Genomic DNA, 17,515 nt, shown 5'->3' on the forward strand with positions numbered 1-17,515 from the left:
TTAGGGGGATAAGTATATGAAGATAAAAAGTATAGCAGTTTTAGTAGCATTAGCATTAACGATGACTATGATTGGATGTAATAAAGGTGATAATAATAGAGGAGATAATGAGAGTTCAGTTATTGAACTTCCTGTATTTGATATAGAGGAGAGTAGTAATAAAAACTATGAAGTAGAATTAGTTGATTTTAATGTAGGAAGTGAGAGTTATACTTCAACTTCAGGTAAAAAACTACCATATGAAGTAAGTGGATCTATAGCGGTACCAAAAGCAGAGGGGAAATTTCCGATAGTATTGGTAACTCATGGCTCACACGATAATGAAGATGAATCAAATGAGTTTTATTCTGGATTTGATTATTTAATAGAGGATTTAGCTGAAAATGGATATATAGCTATATCAATGGATATGAGAATGGCTTATATATGGAAGTATGGAGATAATGATGATAATGAAAAAACTAGAGCTATGGTTGGAAAGCATATTGAAAGCTTAAAATTAGCTAATGAAGGTAAAGACTTAGGATACAATGTTGATTTAACTAATAAAATAGACTTTGAAAATATATCATTAATAGGTCATTCAAGAGGAGGAGAAACGATATTTGATATTGCAAATGATCAAATAGAGAAAGGGGAAAATATTAAATCTGTTCTAGCAATTGCTCCAACAACTACTTTTGATAGAGAGTATGGAAATTATGATGTTTCTATATTAGTTCCAGAATATGATGGAGATGTTGCAAACCTTGATGGGATTAATATTTATGAAACTATAGTGTCTAAAAAAAGAGACCATTTAACTTCTTTAACTATATTAGAAAATGCTAATCATAACTATTTTAATAAAAATATGAAAATTAATGATGCAGTTATGCTAAAATCGGAGGAAGATTTAAAAAATCAACTATCAAGAGAAGAGCAAGAAAGATTTTTATCAAGTTTTGCAGTTGATTTTTTTAATGCATCATTAAATAATGAAATTGAAAATACGATTTATGATTTAAATAAACCACAACCTAATAAAATGTATGGAAAAGATGTTAAAGTTCAAAGTATTAACAATAAAGTTAATAAGGTTATAAATACAGATAATATTCATGAATTTAAAGGAATAGAAGCTACTATAGAAAGGACTCAAGATTCTTGGTTTTATAAGGACGATGAAATAATAATAGATACAATAACATCAGGAGATGAAGAGCTAAAGATAAGAAAATTAGTAAATATAAAATGGAATTCTCATAATGCACGGGTTGAGATTCGACCTAGCACTAAAGATTTTTCGAATAATGAAAGTTTGGTATTTAATTTAGTTATAGATTCAGCTAGTCAATTAAATAACCCTAATGAATCACAATCTTTTAGTATAGAAGTTAAAGATAAGAATGGAAATATTTCTAAAGTTATATTACCTAAAAGTTTAGTAGCATTAGAGTATACAACAGGAAAGATTGAAATAACTCCTATATTTGACGAAGAGATTAAGTACTGGATTAATAAAACACCGATTTCTGAAGTAAGAATTCCATTAACATATTTTAATAATATTGATTTGAAGAATATAGAGACTATAAATTTAGTATTTGATCAAATTGATAGTGGGTCAATTTTTATAGATTCTATTGAATTGAAATAGAAAATTATATTTAAATTAAAATAATGCGGAGGTAGAATAACAAAGAAAATATTAAGAATATGAATATAGGTATTTATGCTATAAATGTTAAAATTATGATATAATATGATTTGATTTATTATTTAAAGATAGTTTGTTTTGGAGGGTACATGGAGAATATATTAGCATCAATTGAAAGAGAGAATCATATTAGAGAAATATTTTTAAACATGTTTAGAGAAGAAGGAGTATCAGAACAAGATTTAGAAAAAGCAATTTGTGAATCTTATTGTGAAGAAGGAATAGAGTGTGAGACAATAAAAGATATTCCTATAAAAGAGATGGAAGAGGCTATAACAGAATGTTGCGAATCAGCAGGATTAGCTTTTGAAACATTTGATGATATTTTAGAATATTTTTATAAAAATAATAAGTAAAGAGATAAAAACTAGTACTAAAATTTTTGCAGTACTAGTTTTATTTATTTAATACATTATTTTATTATTTACAGTTATGTATATAATTTTGTAGTAAGGTGAAGATAATTTAGAAGATTAAATTATATAATTTAAGGAGTGAAGGTAAGTGAAAAAATTAATAAATGAAAATGAAATAATAGATTTAATAAATAATAATGAGATATCTGTAGTGTATTTCACTGGAATGGATTGTGGAGCATGTGAAGCAATAAAGTTTAAAATTGAAAGTATATTAAAAGAGTTACCACAAATTAAAAGTGGAGAAATTAATGGTGAAGAGAACTTAGAATTAGCTGCAAAGTATGGGGTATTCTCATTACCTATATTTTTATTATTTATTGAGGGAAAGGAAAGTTTAAGGGTTGGAAGAAATGTTGATTTGTTAGAACTTGAAAGAAGTATAAGAAGATATTATGAGATGATATTTTAATATAATTATTTGAAATAGAATGAGAAGCTTAAGATTATAGTTTTATTAGTTTGAAACTTCTATATAAGATACTAGGCTCTACATGTTCAAGTATTTATAAAGTTTTCACGTTTAAATATCAGCTGTTGGAATATCAACTATGATAGTTTCTGCTGGAACAATAGTTTCAAATTTTTTATATAAAATTCAATAATAAATAAATGATAAAAAGGGACAGGCTATTTATATATTAGACGTAATATGTAAATTAAAATAAGAAAATAAAAAAATATACTAAATAGCAAATTATATGTTAAAGGTAAAATTTTATAAAAATAATTATGTTAGATATTAAAATGAAATTCCTACAATAAGTAGTATCTATAAATTTAAACGATACATTATATAGTATTAATAATTTTTTTGTGAAAGTTAGTTTTTTTACAATGGAAAAGATAGGCATTGTAAATTGAAAAAAATACGTTATCATATAACTAAAGATGAAATATACAAAAGAGGAGTTGTTATAAGAGATGCTTAAGAATAAAAAGACAAAAATAACATTTCATAGTGGAGTTCTAACAATTGGAGGAACAATAATTGAAGTTGCATATGAAGATAGTCATATTTTCTTTGATTTTGGTAGTGAATATAATCCAGCTGCGAAAGTACAACCAACTGATTTACAAGGATTATTAGATGAAAATTTAGTGCCATATTTAAATAATATCTTCGATCCTAAAATACCATTAAGAGGATATGAATCAAAAGAAAATACTTTTAAAAATACAGCTGTATTCTTATCTCATATTCATTTAGATCATTCTAAAATAGTTAATTATTTAAATCCTGAAATACCACTTTATACATTAGAAGGTACAAAATCATTACTAAATACTTTAAATATTAATAATGATTTTATTTTTCCATTATATGAAAAACAGGACTCAAATACAAGAGAAGTAATTGGAGTTAGAGAAAATGAAGTTGTTACAGTTGGGGAAATAAAGGTTAAAGTTATGCCAGTTGATCATGATGCTTATGGAGCTAGTGGTTTAGTAATACAAACACCAGATTTAACTATATCATATACTGGAGATATTAGACTTCATGGATATAGAGAAAATGATACACTAAGCTTCTGCATGGAAAGTGAAAATTGCGATGTATTATTAATAGAAGGGGTAAGTGTTTCATTCCAAGATTTTGGAGATCCAATAAGAGATACAGAAGCAATTAATGAACCAGAACTTATAGAAAAAATTAATGAGGTAGTTAATAATAACCCTACTAAGCAAATAACGTTCAATTATTATATATCAAATGTAGAAAGAATTTTAAATATAATTAAGACGAATCCAAGAACGGTTGTATTAGATGCCTATTATTCATATGTAGTAAAAGAAGCATCTGGAATTCAAACTCATTATTATCAATTAGATGATAAGGAATATGGGTTAGATGAAAACTTAAAAGTTGATTTTGAAGAATTACTAAATGATGAAAGTAAATATTTCTGGCAATTAGATACTCAAGCATTAAAGTATATAGATAAATTAAAAGGTAATGGAATATATATTCATGCTGATGCTCAACCATTAGGAGCTTTTGACCCTTCATATGAACCATTTATTAAGAGATTTGGTGATTATAATATAGAATTTAAGCATATGCCATGTAGTGGGCATGCTCGTCCTTATGATTTAATAAAAATAATTAACTTAATTAAGCCTAAGTTATTAGTTCCAATTCATTCTTATCATCCTGAAAAACTTTATAATGAAAATGGAGAGGTTTTATTACCTAAAAAGGGGCAAACAATATAATATATTTATACTAATGAATAGAAAAGTAAAATTGCAAAAATTAATTTTGTAATTTTACTTTATATTGAAGGGAGAGGCTGGAATGAAGCTTGCAATATATCAAACAAGTGATTTACATGGATATGTTTATCCAACTAATTATGTAAAAGAACAACCACTTGGAATACTTAAGATAGGAAGTTATATAATAAATGATGAGAAAAATTATGATGCTTCTTTAAAGGTTGATTGTGGTGATTTAATACAAGGCTCAGCTTTAGCACACTATTTATCAAAGCAAAAGATTCAAAAGAATCCTATATTAGAAGGATTAGAAGCTATAGGTTATGATGCTTACGTTATAGGTAACCATGAATTTAATTATGGTCTAGATTATTTAAATAATTCATATAAAGCTATTGAAGATAAAATAGTAAATGCTAATATTGAAGGATTAGATTTTAATACAAAGCCATATAAAATATTTGACTTTAATGGATTTAAGGTTGGATGTATTGGACTTACAACATCATTTATACCTAACTGGGAGCATGAGAAGAATATAACAGGCTTAAAATTTTTAGATCCAGTTGATATGTATGGAAAGTACGAAAATGAGTTAAAAGAACAAGCTGATTATATTATAGTATGTTATCATGGTGGATTTGAAAAAAGTTTAGATGAAGCTAACAAACCAACAGAAAAACTTACTAAAGAAAATCAAGCCAGTGAATTACTAGAAAAGTATGATTCAATTAATATGGTTTTAAGTGGACATCAACATAGAGGATTTATTACCATAATTAATGGAATAGTATGTGCACAACCTACACATAATGGACAAAAGTTTAGTAAGATTGTATTAGATACTGAAACTAAAGAAGTAAGTTATGAGTTAATAGATGTATCTTTATTAGATGATGAAATAAATGAAGATATTGAAAAAATATTTAATAATATTGAAGTAGAATTACAAGATTATTTACATAGAAAAATTGGAAATTTCAATAAGGATATACTTATGGAGAATATTTTTGAAGCAAGATTAAATGGACATCCATTTATTAATTTCTTGCATCAAGTACAATTAGAAGCTTCAGGAGCAGATTTTTCAGCTTTATCATTATTTGATAGTGCAATTGGATTTAAGAAGAACGTATCTATTAGAGATGTACTAATTAATTATCCTTATCCTAATACTTTAATGGTTTTAAAAGTTAGGGGAGATAAGTTAAAGGAGGCTATTGAAAAAGCTGCAACTTATTTTGTAATTGAAGATGGAAGTGTTAAGATTAGCAATGGATTCTTAGTTCCTAAGGTTCAAAACTATAATTATGATACTTTTGGTGGTCTTGATTATGAGATTGATTTATCACGAAACCTTGGAGATAGGGTTGTTTCTATGAAGAAAGATGGAAATGATATTAATTTAGATAACTATTATAGTATAGTTATGAATAACTATCGTGCAACTAATACTTCAATTTATCCATCATATGAGGGAGCTGAAGTAATTAAGGAAATTAATATTGATATAAGTGAGTTAATAATTAATTATTTTTCAGAACATAATTATGTTAAGGCTATAGAAAAAAGTAATTACATAATTAAATAATAAATTTAATGTGCTGTATCATTTTGTATTTGTTACAGCATATTTTTTTTGATAATAGAAAATTATAAAGTATATAATTCTATAATATAGTTAAGCAATTAAACATTGATAAGATGATTATAAAAAGAAATATAAGAAGATTTGAGCCTTCAAATTAAGTTGTAAAAGTAAAAATAGATAAAATGTGTAAATATAAAAGTGTTTATCATAATATAAAGTGTAAAAAAATTTAGGAATATTTAAAATGTTTATATTAAATAAATTTTGGGCTCCTAAAAATATGTATGAGTGTTGTGGAATGTTTACAAGAGGACATATGATACTGCTGTTAATATCTATTATATTATTGAGTATTCTATTATTTATTTTTAGAAATATTACAATAGAAAGAGTAAATATAGCAACTAAAATAATGGCTATTATTATTACAGTTTTAGAAGGTGTAAAAATATATTTTAATTTTTACTGGGGCTATAAAGGGATAAATTCTTGGTTACCTATTTCTTATTGTTCAATATTTATATATGCTTTGTGGTTAAGTGGTTATGGAAAAGGAAATTGGAAGAAAAGTGGACAATCCTTTATTGCTGGGTGTTCAGTAGTTGCAGGTGGAGCTTATTTATTATTTCCATCTACATCTTTAACTGTATATCCAATATGGCATTATCTTTGTATATATAGTATGTTTTTTCATACAATGATGATTTACTTTGGAATAATATATATTAAAAAAGATATTGTTAAATTAGATATAAATAATTTTAATAATTATCTTAGAGTTTTTTTGATTTTTGGTATTATAGCACTTACTCTTAATGCAATTTTTAATACAAATTTTATGTTACTTAATAATCCCTTTAAGATTCCTATTTCAATTATTCATAAGCTTTATAATTCATTACCTTTAGGGTATACTTCATTAGTATTTGTTATTTATTTATATATCCCATATTTTATTACGTCATTTTTTGTTAAAGCTATAACTAAAAACAAGAGTTCTCAAAAATTAAAAAGTTAATATTGATATGAATTTTTATTGGGGTATAATTAAATTTATATATTATTGAGGAGGGAGTTTATGAACAAGCTAGAAGTTTTTATAAGTCAATTATGTGGAGTATTTAGTAATGCTAATCAAATAAATAAAGAACTAGAAAGTGGAGAAGTAAAACATCCTAAAGCAAAGCATATAAATGGTATTTGTAATGATAAAATTTCTAATTTACCAAATGATTTTAAAGGATATTTTATTATAGAAGAAAGCTATTATGATCAAGGAAAGTTTAAAAATATTTTACCACATTTATTTTTATTTACTTTAAATGAAGAAAACAATGTAGTCTTAACTTCTTATGAGATTCCAGAAGAGATATCTAAAGAAGAATTTAGAAATGATAATGAAAATTTAATCATGGATTATAATAGCCTTAAGATTTCATCTAAGTTTAATCCAATGATATATATAGATGGGGATGGTATATTTATAGGAGAAAGTATTAGTAAATTTACTCCAGAAACCGAATTTATATTAAAAGAAAGAATTGAAAATGGAAAGATGTATGTAAGTGAAGTCTTTAAGAAAAATGGAAAGGTTACTTTTGGTTTTATAGACCCTATAATATACGAAAAAATAGTTTAGTACTTAATAAAAATATAAGGGGAATTTATGAAAGATAAATATTTAATGGGAGAGGTATGTAAGTTGTTTAATACAACTCGTGATACATTAAGATATTATGAAAATATGGGCTTAATAAAACCTAAAAAAAATGATAAAAATGGATATAGATATTATGATGTTGAAGACTTAAACTCTTTAACTGATGTATTCTTTTTAAAAAAATTAAATTTACCATTAGGTGATATTCATAAAGTTATTAAAAATTCCACGCCTTCTGATATATTAGAAATAATTAAGGAAAAGGAAAAGCAACTTGTAGAAGAAGTGAGGAAAATTAGAGAGCTTCAAAAAACACTATATTCAATGAAATTAAATGTACAGTCTTGTATTAATGATTTAAATAGGTTAGAGATTAGAGATGAAAAGGGAAAATTTATATTTATAGAAACTACAGAAGAAAGAAAGTTTGATGATTTTATAGATATAATTGAAGGAATGATAGATATAGCAGAAGGAATGAATATACAAAATAAAAACATTTTAGAATATGTTAACTTTACATTTTTAATTGAAGATGGGGATATATTTAATAAAAATATAGATGAAAAAATTAAGTGGGGAGTTACATTAAGAAAAAGTTCAAAAGATATAGAAGAAATATTACTACATAAAAAGGTTAAATTAATATATAAAAGAAAATGTATTTATACTGTAGTGGCATTAAGTGATATAGAATATAATGACTGGTTACAAGTTATAAAAGATATAGTAATAAAGAATAATATAGAAGTAATAGGACCTATATTAGGAAGAATGTTGCTTACAGAATATAATAATGATATTGCAAGTGACTATTATGAAATATTTATACCGATAAAATAAATTTATTGACCTGGGTGTTACACCCAGGTTTATTATTTTTTTAGGGAGTGATTTAGTATGAATTTAATTATAAAAAAAGTTAATGAAAATAACTATAAAGAAATAGTAAATTTAAAGGTGGCTAAAGGACAAGAAAATTATATTGAAACTGTAGAAGCATGCTTAGAAGAAGCCAAGGAATATTCAGTATGGAACCCCGTAGGAATATATGATAAAGAAAAACCAGTTGGATTTGCTATGTATGGTTTGTTTTTAGAAGAGGGTGATAATGGAAGAGTATGGTTAGATAGATTTTTAATATCAGCAGAAAACCAAGGAATGGGATATGGAAAAACTGCAGTTAAATTTTTAATAGATCATTTATATAAAGGGTATGGTTATGATGAAGTATATTTAAGTGTGTATGAAGATAATAAAAATGCTATTAATTTATATAAAGAATTAGGATTTAAATTTAATGGAGAAGATGATGTAAATGGTGAAAAAGTTATGGTTATAAATTTTAAAAGTAAGGTAGATAACAATGAGCAATAATAATGTATTTGAAGAAAAATCTATAAATAAGTTAATAATGTTATTCTCATTTCCAACTATAGTTTCATTAGTACTTGAATCATTAACATCTATGATAGATACAATATTTGCAGGACATTTAGGTCCTATTAGTAGTAGTGCATTATCAGCTATGGGAATAATAAGTCCTATACTATTAGTGTTAATTGCAGCTCAACTAATATTTGGAGTATCAACGAGTTTAATTATTTCAAAGAAAATAGGAGAAGATGATAAAGAAAAGATTAATAGTACATTCAAGGTAGGATTTTATTCAAGCTTTATATCTAGTTCTATAATATCATTGATAATATTTTTATTTCAAAATCAGTTATTAAATATACTTGGAGCTAGTGGAGAAGTATTAAATTTAGCTAAAGAGTATTTAAATATAGCTGTAATATTTAATATATTTAGTACTGTTGGATATATGTTAATTAATAATGTAAGAGTATTTGGATATCCCAATATAGAGATAAAAGTAGGAGTTTTAGCTGCCATAATAAATATAGTTTTTAATATAATATTTACAGTTACTTTTAAAATGGGGATTAAAGGTATTGCATTGGCAACCTTAGTTAGTGAATTGTTTTATTTTGGATTTTCTATGATATTTTTAATTAAAAAAGGATTGTGGATAAAGAAAAGTAAACTAGATTTTAATGAATCAATAGAAATATTAATAGCCCTAGTTAAAATAGGATTTGTACAGTTTTTAATGCAAGCATTAAATAGTGTGAGTGGGTTTATAATTAATAAAACTTTGATAAAGTACGGAAATATTTCATACATAGGGGCATGGTCTATATGTAGTAATTTTAATATGGTAATTCTATTACCATTAATAGGATTAACACAAGGGGTTCAGTCGGTTATAGCATATTTCCATGGTAGTAAAGATAAAAATAAGGAAAGTATGATAAAAAAGAAAACTGTAAAATATAGTGTAATGTATTCAGTAACAGTAACATTAGTATCATATTTATTTTCAGATAATATACTTAATGTATTTACTGGAGATATGAACTTAGTAAATTTAGCTATACCTATAATTAGAATAGTAATAGCAACATTCCCACTTGTAGGTATTATATATACTTTAATAACATTTATGCAAGTGTCAGGAGAAGAGGACAGTGCGAGTAAGTTGGAATTAATGAGACAAATAGTTATACTAATACCTCTAGTTATAATATTACCTATATTATTTTCTAGATTTAATATTATGAATATTTCTCCAGAGATAGCAGTGTTTTTAGCAATACCGTTATCTACCATTATATTAGTAACGATATATTGGAAAAAAATTATGAGTATATTTATTAATTAAATGTTCACAGAAATATAATTTGAAGGCCCAATATTTCTATGTTAAATTACTCTTTGCAGAGATAAAGTTTATGATTTTTAATCAATAAAATTTTATTAAATAATATCAGGAGAGTGTGAATAATTTAAATGGATATATTAAATCAATTTTGGGCGCCAAGAGATATATATGAGCCAACAGGAATGCTTACATCTAGACATATGATATTATTAATAATATCTATGATTATATTAAGTTTGTTAATATATTTTTCAAGAAAAATGACTATTGAACAAGTTAAAAAAATGACAAAGGGTATGGCTATATTTATTACAGTATTAGAAGGAGTTAAAATATTTTTTAACTTTTATAGAGGATATACTTGGATAAATACATGGTTACCAATATCGTTTTGTTCTATATTTATTTATGCATTATGGTTAAGTGGATATGGGAAAGGAAAGTGGCAACAAACTGGGGATGCATTTATTGCAGGAGTATCTATAGTAGCAGGTGCAACATACCTTATCTTTCCATCTACATCTTTAACTGTATATCCAATATGGCATTATCTTTGTATGTATAGTATGCTTTTTCATACTTTAATGGTTTATATGGGTATATTATATTTATTTAAGTTAGAAATAAGATTAGACAAAAGTAAGTTTAACAAGTTTGCTAAGCTATATTGTTTTTTTGCAGTAATAGCAATTATTCTGAATACTAGTTTTGGAAGTAATCTGATGCTTTTGAAGAAGCCTTTCAAAATACCAGTACCTTTTTTACATGAATTATTTGCTTCTGCACCATGGTTATATACTATAGTAGTATTCTTAGTATATTTATATGCGCCATACTGTATAACAGTTTATTTATATAGACTAATTACAAGAAATAAAAATGAGAAACTTATTAGTGATAATGAAAGTTATAATTTAAGTGTATAGAATTTTATAGTAAAAATGTGTAAGTCGTTAATAAGGATTTACACATTTTTTTAAATTATTTATAGAATTATGATTAAAATAATTTTAAATATGAAAATAATATTTAATGTTAAAGGATAAAAATAAAGGTTATAATTGTCTTATTTATCTTTATAAATTATACTAAATTTATAAAATATATGAAGCTGTAAAAGGAAAATATTGAAATGGAACAAAAAGTTAAAAATAAAATTTCAATTCCTCGATACCAACAAATAGCAATTGAAATTTCTTCTAGAATTGCTAGTGGGGAATATAAAGTTGGTGAAAAGATATATGCACGTTCATCTATAGCAAGCCAATATGGTGTTTCATCAGAAACTGCAAGACGTGCAATTTGTGTATTATGTGATTTGGAAATTGTCACTTCAGAAAAAGGAAGTGGAGTTACAATTAAATCCTATGAAAATGCTGTTAAATTTATTAAACAATACAGCAAGCGTCAGACAATTGATACTATAAAAGAAAATTTGTTAAAGAGTATATCTCGTCAACAAAAAGAGATGGATACATTAAATTCATGTTTATCTGATTTAATTGTAGCATCAGAACACTTTAGATCAATGAATCCATTTATGCCATTTGAAGTAAAAATAACTGCACAATGTTCTTATTTAAATAAAACAGTATCTGAAATTCAATTTTGGCAACATACAGGTGCTACTGTACTTGCTATTGGTAGAAATGGAAATGTAATTAAATCACCAGGACCATATGCTATATTATTAGAAAATGATGTTATATATTTTCTGTCACAAGATGACTCATCGCAAAGGGTTAAGGAGTTTTTATACCCTATAAAATAATAAGATAATTATAGAATGCTCAAGACTAGAAATAGTTTTGGGCATTTTTCTATTATTTGACAAAGTAACAACTTTATAATAGAATGAGGTTGTTACTTGGAAAAAGGAGGAATAGATATGATTAGATTTGAAAAAGTTACGAAAAGGTATAAATCAAAGCAAGTATTAAAAGAAATTAATTTAACAATTGAAAAAGGAAAACTTATTACAATTATTGGGGAAAGTGGTTGTGGGAAAACTACTTTATTAAAAATGATTAATAGATTAATTAAGCCGTCTAGTGGCTTTATTTATATTAATAATAAAAAAATACAATCAATTGAAGAAGTAATATTAAGAAGAAATATAGGGTATGTTATACAGCAAACAGGGTTATTTCCTCATATGACTATTAGAGAAAATATAGAACTTATTCCTAAATTACAGAAGGTAGATACAGAAAAGATTATTAGCAATACTAGAAAATTAATGGAAATGGTAGGATTAAATTGTGATGAATTTTTAGAGCGTTATCCAACAGAATTAAGTGGTGGACAACAACAACGGGTCGGTGTAGCTAGAGCATTTGCAAATGATCCAGATATCATTCTTATGGACGAGCCATTTTCCGCTCTAGATCCAATAACAAGATCAGATTTACAAGATGAGCTTGTTGAATTACAGTCTAAATTAAAAAAAACTATTGTATTTGTTACACATGATATGGATGAGGCCATTAAAATTTCAGATATGATTTGTATAATGAAGGATGGAGAAGTATTACAATACGATACTCCAGAAAATATACTGAGAAATCCAGTTGACGATTTTGTTTCTAATTTTGTAGGAAAGAATAGAATATGGGCATCTCCAGAATATATAAAAATTTCAGATATAATGATTGATAAGCCAATTACAGCATATAAAAATTTATCAGTTTTCAAATGTATTGATAAAATGCGTCAAAAAAAGGTGGACAGTCTTCTTATAGTTGAGCCTAATGAACATAAACTAATTGGTATTGTAAAGGCAAGTAAGCTTAGAGGGATTGAAGATAAAACACAAGCTGTAGAAAAGTTTATTAATAAAACTTTTCCAACCCTTTTAATAGATCAATGTATTTTAGACGCTTTAAAAGTAGTTACAGAGAAACATATATCTACTGTACCGGTTGTTGATAATTGTTCGCGTCTATTAGGATTAGTTACTAAAAGTAGTTTAGTTACAACATTAAGTCAACAATACTTTGATTATGAGGAGGATGAAATGATATGAGTTTATTGCAATATATAATTGAAAATCAATCACAAATTTTATCACTGTTAATAGAACATATAAAATTAACGGCAATTTCTGTTGGGGTAGCAATTTTAATAGGAGTGCCTCTAGGAATTTTTATTTCATATGCAGCAAAAGCTAGTAAGCCAATTTTAGCCATAGCTAATGTTGTTCAAGCAATACCTAGTATGGCATTACTTGGATTTATGATACCTTTTTTAGGTATAGGGACAGTACCAGCGATAGTTGCAGTAGTTCTTTATTCTCTTCTTCCTATTATAAAAAATACTTATACTGGAATTGAGAATATTAATCCACAGACTCTTGAGGCTGCAAAGGGAATTGGATTAACACCATTTCAGATATTAACTAAGGTACAAATCCCCTTAGCTCTTCCAGTTATCATGGCAGGTGTACGTATTGCATCTGTAACTGCAGTTGGACTTATGACTATGGCTGCCTTTATAGGGGCTGGTGGTTTAGGTTATCTTGTATTTTCAGGTATTCGTACAGTAAATAATAATCAAATATTAGCAGGAGCTATTCCAGCTTGCTTATTAGCTTTATTAGTAGACTTTCTAATTGGATTAGTAGAAAATTTAGTTATGCCTATTAGTCTTCAAAAGGGTAATATAAAGTGTAAAAGAAAAAAACGTACAACACAAAAAGCAATATTGGGTATGTCAGCTTTAGTTGTTGTAATTATTTTTGTTGTAACATCTTTTGGAAATATAGCAAAGGAGGAGCGTACTATTTCTATTGGTTCTAAAGATTATACTGAACAAGCTGTCCTAGGAAATTTAGTTGCTGATTTAATAGAGGCAAAAACTGATATAACAGTAAATAGAAAATTAGATTTAGGTGGAACTCAAGTTTGTTTTGGAGCACTCCAAAGTGGTGATATAGATATGTATGTTGAATATAGTGGAACAGCTTATAGCGATATGTTAAAGCTTAAACCGATTAGTGATGTTGAAGAAGTTTATGATACAGTAAAAAAAGAGTTCAAAGAAATTTATGATGTTGAAGTATTAAAGCAGATGAGTTTTAATAACACTTGGGTTTTAGCTGTAACTGAAGAAACAGCTAAAAAATATAGTTTAGATACGATAAGTGATTTGTCTAAGGTTGCTGGATCTATGAAAGCAGGAACCGTTTTTGAATTTGCAAATCGTGAAGATGGGTTACCAGGGTTGCAAAAAGCATATAATTTTAAAATGAATGAGGTGTTAACATTAGATGGAGCACCAAGGTATACGGCTTTAGTTAATGGTGAAGTAGAAGTAGTTGATGCATTTGCAACTGATGGATTATTAAAAAAGTTTAATTTAAAAACATTAAGTGATGATAAGGGATTTTTTCCACCATATTATGCAATGCCCATTATTAGTTCAGATAAATTAGAAGAGTTTCCAGAAATAGAAGGAATTTTAGATGAACTCGGATCTGTTCTTACAAATGAAGTTATGATGGAGCTAAATTATAAGGTAGATGAGTTGCAAGAGTCACCTTCAAAAGTTGCAAGAGATTTTCTTGAAAGTAAGGGTATGATATAAAATTTAGTTGTTAAGTTTTAGTGCAGATATTTATTATATTTAAGTTTAGCATTATTAAAATAATAATTGTAGTAATACTAAATTTAGCAGCAATCAACAATTCACCTCTTTTAAACAATAGAATACTATATTAGAGGGAGGTGATTAAAGGGTGTCATTAGAAGTTATGGGATTTTATAGAGATTCAGAATCGTTATATGATGAGTGTAAGAGATGTATATCGTATTATTCTCTTGTAACAATGAGTAATGGAAGCATGCTAGAAGGAATTATTGAAGAAGTAAATAATGATAGTGTTAATATATTAGTTGCTGAATATGTATTTGATGATTATTATAAAGAGGAAATGAGTAGGCAACAAGGTGGATTTAGGAGATTTGGAAGAAGAAATTTTCTGATTAGTAATATAAATAGGATAAGGTCAGTAAGGTTTCCGTATATAATACCAGTTTATCCAGTTTATCCATAGCTGTATCAATACCCATATTTCTCTTATTAAATATAGTTATATGACATAAAAAGAGAGTAATATTTTTAAGTTGAAAATAAATATAGTTTTTACATTTATGCACATGCTTTTTCAAGTTTTCATTAAAGATATGCATTTATTTTTATAAAAGATAGGCTACTGATTAAATTTAGTAGCCTTATTAAAGTATATATTTATAATAAAATTTTTAAAGTAAAAAATATTTATTAATATCAGAAGATAATTTTAATATGCCATTAATATCATCTTTATTTTGGTTAACTGAAATCCAACGTATAGAATTCATAATAATAGATGTGTATATTTGAGCTATATAGGCATTTCCAAGGTTATATTTATCCACTCTATTAGTACGTTCAAGGTAATTAAAGCAGCGGTTATATATAATATCAGTTAGTTGATTGAATAAGTCCAAATTTTGCTCATTTAACTCAAGAAAAGTTTTGAATATATCAGCATTTACATATACATAATTAAGAAGCTCTCCTGCTTTTTCTATTTTTAATGTCATAGATTTATCACAAAAATAGTTAGTACCAACAGCTGTAAAGTTAGAAATTAGCTTATCAAAGAAATACTCTAGTAAGTCATATTTATCCTTATAGTGAGAGTAAAAGGTAGAGCGGCTTATCATAGCCTCATCACAAATATCTTTTATTGTAATATCTACAAAAGCTTTTTCTTTTAAAAGATGTAAAAAGGTATCTTCAATATTTTTTATAGTCTTTTGAACACGTATATCTTTTGATTCCATTATAAAACCTCAATTTATATAATTTAGATAATAAAAATTTTGTATATATTTCAATTATAATTATACATTAATTAAATAAAAACTACATTATTAATAAAAATGTACGAAAAACTACACTTTATAATTTATTGTAAGTTGAACAATGATAAGGTTAAATATAAAATATGAACTAGAATAAAAAGTTTAGAGAGGAAAAAAGATGTATAAAAGTATTGGAGTTGTAACAGATAGTAATAGTGGAATAACATTAAGTCAAGCTAAGGAATGGGGAATAACAGTTATTCCTATGCCTTTTTATATAAATAGTGAGCTTTATTATGAAGGATTAAATTTAAATCAAGAAGAATTCTACAAATTTTTGGAAAATGATGCAGATGTAAATACTTCACAGCCAGCACCTGGGGAAGTAATAGATACTTGGGAGAAGTTGCTTAAGGAGAAAGATCATATTATATATATACCTATGTCTAGTTCATTAAGTAGTAGTTTTGAGACAGCAACAGTATTATCTAATGAATACGAAGGAAAAGTTTTTGTTGTTAATAATAGGAGAATATCTGTAACTCAATTGCAATCAGTTAAAGATGCAATAAGACTTGTTAATAAAGGAAAATCAGCTAATGAAATAAAGGAAATATTAGAAGAGAGACAATATAAATCTAGTATTTACATAGTTCCTGATACATTAGATTATCTAAAAAAAGGAGGAAGACTTACTCCTGCTGTAGCTTCATTTGCAAAGGTGTTAAATATTAAACCAGTTTTACAAATTCAAGGTGAAAAATTAGATGCTTTCAAGAAAGTAAGAGGAATGAAACAAGCAAAGAGAACTATGAAGGAAGCAATAGCTGATGATATTAAAAATAGATTCTTTGATATTCCAAGTATGAAAATATATGCAGCTTATACAGGTGAGAAAGAAATAGGAGATGCATGGAAACTTGAATTAGAAGAGGCATTTCCAAGATATAATATTGAAGCTTATCCACTATCTTTAAGTGTTAGTTGCCATATTGGTCCTGGAGCTCTTGGGATAGCGTGTGCAGAAGAATTAATATAATGTAATAAGAGTTTTTTAGTAACTAAATTAATCAAAAAATAATTGAAAGTATAATAATTTAAAAGTATAATAATATTAATTTATTTTTGGAGGAAAATTATGAAAACACTTAATATAAGCAAGCAAAATCAAATACATCATCATTACTAGAGACTTGGTCTGTAAAATTATAGATACAAGTCTATCAGCGTAGGCTTGTATCTCTGGTAATGATAAATTAAGTGAAATCATAATTTATTTTAAGCCATGTGGGATATATGCCTACATGGCTTTTTTGTATATAAATTTAATTATTGGCTAGATAATTGTCAATTGT

Annotated in this window: 17 protein-coding genes; 16 read left to right on the plus strand and 1 reads right to left on the minus strand. The window is 26.2% G+C overall.

The window, feature by feature from the left end; translation table 11 throughout:
• The first annotated feature begins 16 nt into the window (after nucleotides 1–16).
• The 15 genes from I4V51_RS01175 to I4V51_RS01245 all read left to right on the plus strand — a co-directional run bounded on the left by I4V51_RS01175 (nucleotide 17) and on the right by I4V51_RS01245 (nucleotide 15,364).
• Nucleotides 17–1,639 (plus strand): alpha/beta hydrolase, encoded by a 1,623-nt coding sequence (locus I4V51_RS01175; RefSeq protein ID WP_195986496.1) that lies wholly within the window; start codon nucleotides 17–19, stop codon nucleotides 1,637–1,639.
• Nucleotides 1,640–1,788: 149 nt separating this feature from the next.
• Nucleotides 1,789–2,055, plus strand: coding sequence for a cobalamin biosynthesis protein (locus I4V51_RS01180; protein ID WP_195986497.1), 267 nt, complete (start codon nucleotides 1,789–1,791; stop codon nucleotides 2,053–2,055).
• A 148-nt stretch (nucleotides 2,056–2,203) separates the two neighbouring features.
• Entirely contained in the window at nucleotides 2,204–2,527 is a 324-nt protein-coding gene (locus I4V51_RS01185) for a thioredoxin family protein (RefSeq protein ID WP_195986498.1), read from the plus strand.
• A 512-nt stretch (nucleotides 2,528–3,039) separates the two neighbouring features.
• Nucleotides 3,040–4,332 carry an MBL fold metallo-hydrolase gene (locus I4V51_RS01190; RefSeq protein ID WP_195986499.1) on the plus strand — a complete coding sequence of 431 codons (1,293 nt, stop codon included), beginning with the start codon at nucleotides 3,040–3,042 and terminating at the stop codon, nucleotides 4,330–4,332.
• An 82-nt stretch (nucleotides 4,333–4,414) separates the two neighbouring features.
• A complete protein-coding gene (locus tag I4V51_RS01195) occupies nucleotides 4,415–5,926 on the plus strand; it encodes a bifunctional UDP-sugar hydrolase/5'-nucleotidase (protein ID WP_195986500.1) in 1,512 nt (503 codons plus the stop codon).
• Nucleotides 5,927–6,170: 244 nt separating this feature from the next.
• Nucleotides 6,171–6,944, plus strand: coding sequence for a YwaF family protein (locus I4V51_RS01200; RefSeq protein ID WP_195986501.1), 774 nt, complete (start codon nucleotides 6,171–6,173; stop codon nucleotides 6,942–6,944).
• A gap of 60 nt (nucleotides 6,945–7,004) precedes the next feature.
• The gene (locus tag I4V51_RS01205; protein ID WP_195986502.1) at nucleotides 7,005–7,565 is read left to right on the plus strand and encodes a hypothetical protein; all 561 of its coding nucleotides are present in this window, start codon (nucleotides 7,005–7,007) and stop codon (nucleotides 7,563–7,565) included.
• A gap of 27 nt (nucleotides 7,566–7,592) precedes the next feature.
• A complete protein-coding gene (locus tag I4V51_RS01210; RefSeq protein ID WP_195986503.1) occupies nucleotides 7,593–8,429 on the plus strand; it encodes a MerR family transcriptional regulator in 837 nt (278 codons plus the stop codon).
• Nucleotides 8,430–8,486: 57 nt separating this feature from the next.
• Nucleotides 8,487–8,963 carry a GNAT family N-acetyltransferase gene (locus I4V51_RS01215; RefSeq protein WP_195986504.1) on the plus strand — a complete coding sequence of 159 codons (477 nt, stop codon included), beginning with the start codon at nucleotides 8,487–8,489 and terminating at the stop codon, nucleotides 8,961–8,963.
• A complete protein-coding gene (locus tag I4V51_RS01220) occupies nucleotides 8,953–10,311 on the plus strand; it encodes an MATE family efflux transporter (RefSeq protein WP_195986505.1) in 1,359 nt (452 codons plus the stop codon). Before I4V51_RS01215 ends, I4V51_RS01220 begins: the two co-directional genes overlap by 11 nt.
• A gap of 128 nt (nucleotides 10,312–10,439) precedes the next feature.
• Nucleotides 10,440–11,237, plus strand: coding sequence for a YwaF family protein (locus I4V51_RS01225; RefSeq protein ID WP_195986506.1), 798 nt, complete (start codon nucleotides 10,440–10,442; stop codon nucleotides 11,235–11,237).
• A 206-nt stretch (nucleotides 11,238–11,443) separates the two neighbouring features.
• Complete coding sequence (locus I4V51_RS01230) at nucleotides 11,444–12,082, plus strand: TrkA C-terminal domain-containing protein (RefSeq protein WP_195986507.1); 639 nt, start codon at nucleotides 11,444–11,446, stop codon at nucleotides 12,080–12,082.
• Nucleotides 12,083–12,199: 117 nt separating this feature from the next.
• Entirely contained in the window at nucleotides 12,200–13,336 is a 1,137-nt protein-coding gene (locus I4V51_RS01235) for an ABC transporter ATP-binding protein (RefSeq protein WP_195986508.1), read from the plus strand.
• Complete coding sequence (locus tag I4V51_RS01240) at nucleotides 13,333–14,895, plus strand: glycine betaine ABC transporter substrate-binding protein (protein ID WP_195986509.1); 1,563 nt, start codon at nucleotides 13,333–13,335, stop codon at nucleotides 14,893–14,895. Before I4V51_RS01235 ends, I4V51_RS01240 begins: the two co-directional genes overlap by 4 nt.
• A 151-nt stretch (nucleotides 14,896–15,046) precedes the next feature.
• The gene (locus I4V51_RS01245) at nucleotides 15,047–15,364 is read left to right on the plus strand and encodes a hypothetical protein (protein ID WP_195986510.1); all 318 of its coding nucleotides are present in this window, start codon (nucleotides 15,047–15,049) and stop codon (nucleotides 15,362–15,364) included.
• Nucleotides 15,365–15,572: 208 nt separating this feature from the next.
• Here I4V51_RS01245 and I4V51_RS01250 read toward each other — a convergent pair whose 3' ends face one another.
• Nucleotides 15,573–16,139 carry a TetR family transcriptional regulator gene (locus tag I4V51_RS01250; RefSeq protein WP_195986511.1) on the minus strand — a complete coding sequence of 189 codons (567 nt, stop codon included), beginning with the start codon at nucleotides 16,137–16,139 and terminating at the stop codon, nucleotides 15,573–15,575.
• Nucleotides 16,140–16,338: 199 nt separating this feature from the next.
• On the opposite strand from I4V51_RS01250, the gene I4V51_RS01255 reads away from it, so the two are divergent.
• Nucleotides 16,339–17,199: a DegV family protein gene (locus I4V51_RS01255; protein ID WP_195986512.1), complete on the plus strand. Its 861-nt coding sequence runs from the start codon at nucleotides 16,339–16,341 to the stop codon at nucleotides 17,197–17,199.
• Nucleotides 17,200–17,515: the final 316 nt, after the last annotated feature.

The sequence above is a fragment of the Clostridium sp. D53t1_180928_C8 genome, from assembly GCF_015667795.1.
Lineage (GTDB): Bacteria > Bacillota > Clostridia > Clostridiales > Clostridiaceae > Clostridium.

What these genes read in the sequence shown, in the direction of transcription:
- I4V51_RS01230 (WP_195986507.1), top strand. Translation starts at nt 11,444, where the DNA reads ATGGAACAAAAAGTTAAAAATAAAATTTCAATTCCTCGATACCAACAA.
- I4V51_RS01240 (WP_195986509.1), top strand. Translation starts at nt 13,333, where the DNA reads ATGAGTTTATTGCAATATATAATTGAAAATCAATCACAAATTTTATCA.
- I4V51_RS01225 (WP_195986506.1), top strand. Translation starts at nt 10,440, where the DNA reads ATGGATATATTAAATCAATTTTGGGCGCCAAGAGATATATATGAGCCA.
- I4V51_RS01215 (WP_195986504.1), top strand. Translation starts at nt 8,487, where the DNA reads ATGAATTTAATTATAAAAAAAGTTAATGAAAATAACTATAAAGAAATA.
- I4V51_RS01190 (WP_195986499.1), top strand. Translation starts at nt 3,040, where the DNA reads ATGCTTAAGAATAAAAAGACAAAAATAACATTTCATAGTGGAGTTCTA.
- I4V51_RS01255 (WP_195986512.1), top strand. Translation starts at nt 16,339, where the DNA reads ATGTATAAAAGTATTGGAGTTGTAACAGATAGTAATAGTGGAATAACA.
- I4V51_RS01220 (WP_195986505.1), top strand. Translation starts at nt 8,953, where the DNA reads ATGAGCAATAATAATGTATTTGAAGAAAAATCTATAAATAAGTTAATA.
- I4V51_RS01205 (WP_195986502.1), top strand. Translation starts at nt 7,005, where the DNA reads ATGAACAAGCTAGAAGTTTTTATAAGTCAATTATGTGGAGTATTTAGT.
- I4V51_RS01210 (WP_195986503.1), top strand. Translation starts at nt 7,593, where the DNA reads ATGAAAGATAAATATTTAATGGGAGAGGTATGTAAGTTGTTTAATACA.
- I4V51_RS01180 (WP_195986497.1), top strand. Translation starts at nt 1,789, where the DNA reads ATGGAGAATATATTAGCATCAATTGAAAGAGAGAATCATATTAGAGAA.
- I4V51_RS01195 (WP_195986500.1), top strand. Translation starts at nt 4,415, where the DNA reads ATGAAGCTTGCAATATATCAAACAAGTGATTTACATGGATATGTTTAT.
- I4V51_RS01175 (WP_195986496.1), top strand. Translation starts at nt 17, where the DNA reads ATGAAGATAAAAAGTATAGCAGTTTTAGTAGCATTAGCATTAACGATG.
- I4V51_RS01250 (WP_195986511.1), bottom strand. Translation starts at nt 16,139, where the DNA reads ATGGAATCAAAAGATATACGTGTTCAAAAGACTATAAAAAATATTGAA.
- I4V51_RS01200 (WP_195986501.1), top strand. Translation starts at nt 6,171, where the DNA reads ATGTTTATATTAAATAAATTTTGGGCTCCTAAAAATATGTATGAGTGT.
- I4V51_RS01235 (WP_195986508.1), top strand. Translation starts at nt 12,200, where the DNA reads ATGATTAGATTTGAAAAAGTTACGAAAAGGTATAAATCAAAGCAAGTA.